Genomic DNA, 6669 nt, shown 5'->3' on the forward strand with positions numbered 1-6669 from the left:
ACTCGTGAGTGCCTAGGCCGGTTCTAACCGGCCTAGGCACTCACGACATCACGCCTCTTTCGCCAGCACCTTCAACGGCTCGTCAGTCAGCCGGTACACCGACCATTCGTCCTGCGGCAGCGCGCCCAGCGCCCGGTAGAACCCGACCGCCGGGTTCCAGTTCAGCACCGACCACTCCAGCCGGTGGTAGCCCTTGTCCACGCATTCGGCGGCCAGCGTCGCCAGCAGCACCTTGCCGAGGCCCGAACCGCGCTGTTCCTCGCGCACGTACAGGTCTTCCAAGTAGATCCCGTGCGTGCCGCGCCAGGTGGAGAAATTCAAGAACCACAAGGTGAATCCGGCGATTTCGCCGTCCACTTCGGCCACGTGGCCGAACAACGCCGGAGCCTCGCCGAACAGCGCGCCGTGCAGCTGCTCGGAGGTCAGGTGGCATTCCTGCGGGGCGCGTTCGTACTCGGCCAGTGCGTAGACGAGTTCCACGACGGCGTCGACGTCCTCCGGCCGGATCCGCCGTACGCGGGGGTCGGTCACTTCATGCCTCCAGCGCGGGCAGCAGGTTCAGGTGCTCGATCTGCGGTTCGCCGCGCTCGTCGCCGAGCACCGCGAGACCGGCCGGGTCGAGTCCGAAGTGGACACCCGAGGTGCCGGGCAGCCCGAGCCAGCGCGCGACGAGCACGCGGCTGAAATGCCCGTGCCCGACCAGGACGACGTCGCCGTTCTCGATTTCGCGGCGGGCCCGGTCGAGCACCTTGTCCGCGCGCGCCTGCACTTCGTCCGCGCTTTCGCCGCCGGGGATCGGGCGAGTCCAGACGGTCCAATCCGGAACTGTCTCGCGGATCTCCGGCGTGGTGACGCCTTCGTAGTCGCCGTAGTCCCATTCGGCCAGGTCCTCGGTGACCTCGTCCACGCGCAGGCCGGCGAGTTCCGCCGTGCGCAGCGCGCGGCCGCGCGGGCTGGAAAGCACCAGCCCGGGTCCGCCGAGCAGGGTTCGCAGGGTGCCGCCCGCCGCGCGCGCCTGTTCCTCGCCCGCGGGGGTCAGCGGGATGTCGGTGCGCCCGGTGTGCTTGCCGTTCGACGACCATTCGGTCTGGCCGTGCCGGAGAAGAAAGAGCCGATGTGCCACGCGGCCGAATATAGCCGGGGCGGGTTTGCCCGGCAGGTTCGTCGTGTGCTTCGCTACTGGAGAGTAACTTCACCTCGGGAGGACTGATGGGTACGCCGTCGACGTACGGGCTGTGGCGCAAACTGGTCGCCAAACCCGGCGGCAAGCAGCTGTTTTCCGCCGCGATGTGCCTGCGCGTGCCCTACTTCGGCACCGTGCTGCCGACCATCCGGGAGATCCGCCCCGGCCACTGTTCGGTGACCGCGCCGAAGTGGTGGGGTGTCCACAACCACATCCGGACCTTCCACGCGATCGCCGCCTGCAACCTCGCCGAGATCGCGATGGGCATGCTGGCCGAGGCCACTGTCCCGGCCACGCACCGGTGGCTGCCCAAGGGCATGGAAGTGAGTTACGTCGCGAAAGCCGAAACCGGGCTGCGGGCGATCGCCGAATTGCCGGAGATTCCCGAGTTCGGCGACACCGGATTCGATCTTCCCGTTCCGGTGCGGATCGTGGACGCCCGCGGGACCGAGGTGGTCACCGCGACGATCACGGTGTGGGTCACGCCCCGGAAAGCCGCCTGACCGGCGAAACCTGTACTTCCCGTTCCCCCGGCCGAGTGAAACTTAACACCGTTTACTGGGCAAATGCGAATGGCGTTCGTTTTAGCCTTGCCAGGGTGCGCGGCGCCACGTCAGCATGCCGGGCATGGCCTCCCTCAACCGTCGCCGATTTCTCGGCCTCGCCGCGCTGAACTCCGCCGCGGCCCTCGGACTGACCAGCATTTCGGCGACGACCGCGCGTGCCGCGACCGTCGCGCCGCTGCCGGACTATTCGCCCGCGGTGGTGATCGGCACCGGGTACGGCGCGGCGGTCACCGCGCTGCGGCTCGGCGAGGCGGGCGTGCCCACGGTGATGCTCGAAATGGGCCAGCTGTGGAACGAACCCGGCCCGGACGGCAAGGTCTTCTGCGACATGCTGAAGCCCGACCGGCGGTCGATGTGGTTCAAGAAGCGCACCGAAGCGCCGCTCGCGTCGTTCCTCTGGCTGGACGTCGCGAACCACGACATCGATCCGTACGCCGGGGTGCTGGACCGCGTGAACTACGGCGGGATGTCGGTGTACGTCGGCCGGGGCGTCGGCGGCGGATCGCTGGTGAACGGCGCGATGGCGGTGCAGCCGAAGCGTTCGTACTTCGAGGAAATCCTGCCGCAGGTGGACGCCGACGAGATGTACGGCAAGTACTACCCGCGCGCCAACGCGGGACTCGGCGTCAACCACATCGACGAGGACTGGTTCGAGACCTGCAAGTCCTACCAGTTCGCGCGGGTTTCCCGGAAAGCCGCGCAGAAGACCGGGCTGAAAACCACGTTCGTGCCGAGCGTCTACGACTTCGAGTACATGAAGAAGGAAGAGGCGGGCACGGTCGAGCGCTCGGCGCTGGCGTCCGAGGTCATCTACGGCAACAACCACGGCAAACGCTCGCTGGACAAGACGTATCTCGCCGCCGCGCTCGGCACCGGGCACGTGACCATTCAGACGCTGCACCAGGTCCGCGAGATCATCCAGCAGCCGGACGGCACGTACACGCTCGTGGTGCGCGAATCCGACGCGCTCGGGAATGTGCTCTCCACCAAGCATTTGTCCACGAAGTACCTCTTCCTCGGAGCGGGCAGCCTCGGCTCCACCGAACTGCTGGTGCGCGCCCGCGACACCGGACGGCTGCCGCGGCTGTCCGAGGCCGTCGGGCAGGGCTGGGGCACCAACGGCAACGTGATGCTCGGCCGTGCCAACCACGTGTGGGACACGACCGGCAGCCTGGAAGCCGGGATGCCCGCGCTCGGCATCGACGACTGGGACAACCCGACGCATCCGGTGTTCGCCGAGATCGCGCCGGTGCCCGCCGGGCTCGAAACGTGGGCGAGCCTGTACCTGGCGATCACCAAGAACCCCGAACGCGGCCACTTCACCTACGACGCCGCCAGCGATTCGGCGAAACTGCAGTGGACGACAGACCAGGGGCAGCCCTCGATCGACGCGGCGAAGTCGCTGTTCGACCGGATCAACAAGGCGAACTCGACGATCTACCGCTACGACCTCTTCGGCGACACCCGGGCGTTCGAGAACCGCTTCACCTACCACCCGCTCGGCGGCTTGGTGCTCGGCGACGCGACCGACAACTACGGGCGGGTGAAGGGGTACCGGAACCTGTACGTCATGGACGGTTCGCTGATCCCGGGCAGCACCGGCGTGAACCCGTTCGTGACGATCACCGCGCTGGCCGAGCGCAATATCGAACGGGTCATCGCCGAGGACGGCGTGCGCGCCTAGCTGTGCGCTGACCGCAGCTTTTCGTAGTACGCCACGCAATCCGCGTAAGACGGCAGCAGGCCCTGGTCGAGTGCTTCGGCCAGGGTCGGTGCTGTTTTGTCCTTTTCGGACACAATCGGCGTCAGATCCGCGGGCCAGGGCAGGCCGAGCGCCGGGTCGAGCGGGGTGATGCCGTGCTCGCGCGCCGGGGCGTAGGGCTCCGAGCAGAGATACGACATCACGGTGTCGTCCTCCAGTGCGATGAAGGCGTGCCCGATTCCTTCGGCCACGTACACCGCGTGGAACTCGGCCGCGTCGAGCCGTACCGAATCCCATTCGCCGAACGTCGGCGAGCCGACCCGCAGGTCCACCACGACGTCCAGCAGCGAGCCGATCGGGCAGTAGACGTATTTCGCCTGTCCGGGCGGGGTGTCGGCGAAGTGCACGCCGCGGATCGTGCCCGCGCGGGAAACACTGTGGTTCGTCTGCGCGACCCGCAGCGGGTGTCCCGCCGCGCGGACGATCGCTTCCTCCTGGAACGGCGCGACGAACAACCCGCGTTCGTCGGGGAAGAGGGACGGTACGAACTCGAAAGCGCCGGAGACCTTGAGCGGGCGGAAGTCCATGTCCGTCACCTTATCGAGTGCGCATTCCCGGCCCGGAACGGAACTGCTTCCGAAACCGGACGGACGTCTTGGGAATCGCGAATCTGTGACATGAGCCGCACCGAGGGGTCGGGGCCGGACCGGGGCCTGTCATGATTGACGGACCGCAGCGTCGGCGGCCATCGCCACACCCCACGGATCGGATGGCCGCGCAGACGCCTCGCCGACAGGCCGGCGCTACCGCGCTGGGCTGCCGTCCGGAGGACGAGTTCCCACTCTCGACGGGCGCTTCTCAGGCCGTCGACCAGGTGGTCCCCCGCTCGCAGTCCCAGGAGTACGTTCGATGACCCAGACCCATCCGCCCGCTTCCGTCATTCCCACGACAGGAACCCCGATGACCGACCAGGCCAGCACCGTCGCGGCCGTGACCGACGCCGAGATCTTCACCGGGCACGAGGGCGGCAAGCTCTCCGTGGCGGCGACCCGGCCGATCTCCGACCCGCGCGACCTCTCGATCGCCTACACGCCCGGCGTGGCGAAGGTGAGCCGCGCGATCGCCGAGGACGCGGCCAAGGCGAAGCGGTACACCTGGGCGGACCGGCTCGTGGCAGTGGTCAGCGACGGCACCGCGGTGCTCGGGCTCGGGGACATCGGCGCGAGCGCTTCGCTGCCGGTCATGGAGGGCAAATCGGTCCTCTTCAAGACCTTCGGCGGGCTGGACTCGATCCCGCTGGTGCTCGACACCACCGACGTCGACGAGATCGTCGAGACCCTGGTGCGGCTGCGCCCGTCGTTCGGCGCGGTCAACCTCGAGGACATCTCCGCGCCGCGCTGCTTCGAGCTGGAAGACAAGCTCAAGGAAGCGCTGGACTGCCCGGTCATGCACGACGACCAGCACGGCACCGCGATCGTCACCCTCGCCGCCCTGCGCGGCGCGAACCTGGTTCTCGACCGCGACATCGCCGGCGAGCGGGTGGTCGTGTCCGGGGCCGGCGCGGCGGGCGTGGCCTGCGCGAAGATCCTGCTCGCGGCGGGCGTCGCGGACGTGACGGTGCTCGATTCGCGCGGCATCGTGCACGCCGGGCGCGAGGACCTGAACCCGATCAAGCGGCAGCTGGTGGAGACCACGAACAAGGCAGGGCTGACCGGCGGTCTCGCCGAGGCGCTGCGCGGGGCGGATGTGTTCCTCGGGCTGTCCGGGGCGACGATCGACCCGTCGCTGCTGTCCACGATGGCGGATGACTCGATCGTGTTCGCGCTGTCCAATCCGGATCCGGAGGTGCATCCGGCGGTCGCCGCGCAGCACGCGGCGATTGTCGCGACCGGGCGGAGCGATTTCCCGAACCAGATCAACAACGTGCTGGCGTTCCCTGGCGTGTTCCGCGGGGCGCTCGACGCAGGGGCTCGGGCGATCACGGAGAACATGAAGCTGGCTGCGGCGGAGGCGATCGTGGCGGTGGCTTCGGATGATCTGGGCCGGGATCGGATCGTGCCCAGTCCGCTGGACCCGCGGGTCGCGCCGGAGGTGGCGGCGGCGGTCGCCAAGGCGGCTGAGCAGGACGGCGTGACTGGCTGAAGGTTTTTCTTGGGACGGGCTTCCTGGCGGTTGACGCTGGGGAGCCCGTTTTTTCGTGGCTTTTTTGGACTTGCTGGTCCATTTTTTGCGCGCCACGGTGGTGGTTATGAAGATCGGATTGCGCGGGTATGGGGTGTGGCAGGTCGGGGCGTTGACTACTCCGGCGATGGCTGCCGAGATCGAGCAGCTGGGGTATTCGGGGCTGTGGCTCGGCGGGCCAGGGGTGGATCTGGCCGGGATTGACGAGTTGCTGGCGGCTACCGAGACGCTGGTGGTCGGGTCGAGCATCGTCAACGTGTGGTCGGGGGATCCGGCGGTGCTGGCGGGGGCGTATCGGCGGGTGGTTTCGCGGTTTCCTGGGCGGTTCGTGCTCGGGATCGGGGCTGGGCATCGGGAGCAGTCGGCGGGGTATGTACGGCCGATGGATGCGGTTCGGCGGTTTCTCGACGGGCTGGATGCGGGTGGGGTGCCGGTTGAGGGGCGGGTGCTGGCTGCGTTGGGGCCGAAGATGTTGGAGTTGGCTGCGGAGCGGGCTGGTGGGGTGGTGCCGTATTTGGTTCCGCCCCGGCATACCCGGATAGCGCGGGAGGCGTTGGGGTCGGACGGGTTTGTGGCTCCGGAGCAGAAGGTGGTGCTGGATTCGGATCTGGAGCGGGCGCGGGGGGTGGCTCGGCCTCGGGTGGAGCATCCTTATCTGGGGTTGGTGAATTATGTGAGCAATTTGCGGCGGTTGGGGTATGCGGAGGAGGATTTGGGCGGGTCGGATCGGTTGATTGACGAGTTGGTGGCGATGGGGGATGTTGCCGCGATTTCCGCTCGGCTGGGGGAGCATCGGGCGGCGGGGGCGGATCATGTTGTGGTGCAGGTGGTTACGGGGAAGTATCAGCTGCATCCGGAGTTGCCGGGGGTGCGGTTGCAGGTTTATGACGACGAGGTGATGAGGGTTTATCGGGAATTGGCGGAGGGGTTGTTTTAGGGGCGGGCTCGTCGCCTGGCGGCGACATTGCTGCGGTGTTGTGAGTGGGCACCCCGAAGCCGATTGTGATGACGGTTCGAGGGGGCTTGTCAAGGCGGGA

Annotated in this window: 7 protein-coding genes; 4 read left to right on the forward strand and 3 right to left on the reverse strand. The window is 67.9% G+C overall.

The features are described 5' to 3' along the window. Positions 1-48: 48 nt before the first annotated feature. Both ACWGIC_RS31700 and ACWGIC_RS31705 read right to left on the reverse strand, forming a co-directional pair. A complete protein-coding gene (locus tag ACWGIC_RS31700) occupies positions 49-531 on the reverse strand; it encodes a GNAT family N-acetyltransferase (RefSeq protein WP_009082938.1) in 483 nt (160 codons plus the stop codon). A 1-nt stretch (position 532) separates the two neighbouring features. Then, positions 533-1123 carry an acid phosphatase gene (locus tag ACWGIC_RS31705; protein WP_452079567.1) on the reverse strand — a complete coding sequence of 197 codons (591 nt, stop codon included), beginning with the start codon at positions 1121-1123 and terminating at the stop codon, positions 533-535. A gap of 86 nt (positions 1124-1209) precedes the next feature. Here ACWGIC_RS31705 and ACWGIC_RS31710 point away from each other — a divergent pair, with 86 nt between their 5' ends. After that, positions 1210-1686 carry a hotdog fold domain-containing protein gene (locus tag ACWGIC_RS31710; protein WP_452079568.1) on the forward strand — a complete coding sequence of 159 codons (477 nt, stop codon included), beginning with the start codon at positions 1210-1212 and terminating at the stop codon, positions 1684-1686. A 124-nt stretch (positions 1687-1810) separates the two neighbouring features. Beyond that, complete coding sequence (locus ACWGIC_RS31715) at positions 1811-3433, forward strand: GMC oxidoreductase (RefSeq protein WP_452079569.1); 1623 nt, start codon at positions 1811-1813, stop codon at positions 3431-3433. On the opposite strand, the gene ACWGIC_RS31720 is transcribed toward ACWGIC_RS31715, so the two are convergent. Further along, entirely contained in the window at positions 3430-4038 is a 609-nt protein-coding gene (locus ACWGIC_RS31720) for a dTDP-4-dehydrorhamnose 3,5-epimerase family protein (RefSeq protein WP_452079570.1), read from the reverse strand. The genes ACWGIC_RS31715 and ACWGIC_RS31720 overlap by 4 nt on opposite strands. 373 nt (positions 4039-4411) lie before the next feature. Between ACWGIC_RS31720 and ACWGIC_RS31725 the strand changes: the two genes are divergently transcribed. Beyond that, positions 4412-5593, forward strand: coding sequence for an NAD(P)-dependent malic enzyme (locus ACWGIC_RS31725; RefSeq protein WP_116202557.1), 1182 nt, complete (start codon positions 4412-4414; stop codon positions 5591-5593). 55 nt (positions 5594-5648) lie between these two features. Further along, positions 5649-6569 carry a TIGR03620 family F420-dependent LLM class oxidoreductase gene (locus tag ACWGIC_RS31730; RefSeq protein ID WP_452079571.1) on the forward strand — a complete coding sequence of 307 codons (921 nt, stop codon included), beginning with the start codon at positions 5649-5651 and terminating at the stop codon, positions 6567-6569. Positions 6570-6669 lie beyond the last annotated feature (100 nt).

This window comes from Amycolatopsis sp. NPDC054798 (assembly GCF_053611505.1).

What these genes read in the sequence shown, in the direction of transcription:
- ACWGIC_RS31710 (WP_452079568.1), top strand. Translation starts at nt 1,210, where the DNA reads ATGGGTACGCCGTCGACGTACGGGCTGTGGCGCAAACTGGTCGCCAAA.
- ACWGIC_RS31715 (WP_452079569.1), top strand. Translation starts at nt 1,811, where the DNA reads ATGGCCTCCCTCAACCGTCGCCGATTTCTCGGCCTCGCCGCGCTGAAC.
- ACWGIC_RS31720 (WP_452079570.1), bottom strand. Translation starts at nt 4,038, where the DNA reads ATGGACTTCCGCCCGCTCAAGGTCTCCGGCGCTTTCGAGTTCGTACCG.
- ACWGIC_RS31725 (WP_116202557.1), top strand. Translation starts at nt 4,412, where the DNA reads ATGACCGACCAGGCCAGCACCGTCGCGGCCGTGACCGACGCCGAGATC.